At 54.4% G+C, this 445-nt stretch carries 1 protein-coding gene; it reads right to left on the reverse strand.

Features of this window, described 5'->3' with window-relative positions:
- Window positions 1-168: 168 nt before the first annotated feature.
- The coding region (locus C0Z16_RS37135; RefSeq protein WP_102636857.1) for a BrnA antitoxin family protein at window positions 169-445 on the reverse strand (277 nt) is incomplete at its 5' end.

The raw sequence follows: 445 nt of genomic DNA on the forward strand, positions 1-445 counted from the left end.
GGGTGACAGGTGCGCTTGTAAATTTATACGACTGAAGGCTGACTTTCTAAGTGATAATTTCTAGTCGCTTTTACCGGCCATCTGTGCCGGGTCTGAAATGAAAGGAAGGTGACCATGGATCACTTCGCCGCCGTGCGCTCCACCATGTTCTCGTCAATCCCGCAAACGTCATCGTTGCGCGCCAGAAGCGTCGACCTTTTCCGCGAGCCAGATCTTGATGAGCGATTGGTAGGGTACGTCTCGTTTGCCCGCCGCGATCTTGATCCGTTCAAGCAGCGCGTTCGGCAGCCGCAGCGAGATTGATGTCGAGGATGGTTTCAGGTTCGGCATGCGCACACGTTCAGCCTTGCTCCAGTCGACATGATCGTCGGAATCCTGGCTTTCCCAAAAGGCGCGTTCTTCCGCTTCCGTCTTGAATTCCGGTACTGGCTTAAACGTCTTGCTC

Source organism: Paraburkholderia rhynchosiae (assembly GCF_002879865.1).
GTDB classification, from domain to species: domain Bacteria; phylum Pseudomonadota; class Gammaproteobacteria; order Burkholderiales; family Burkholderiaceae; genus Paraburkholderia; species Paraburkholderia rhynchosiae.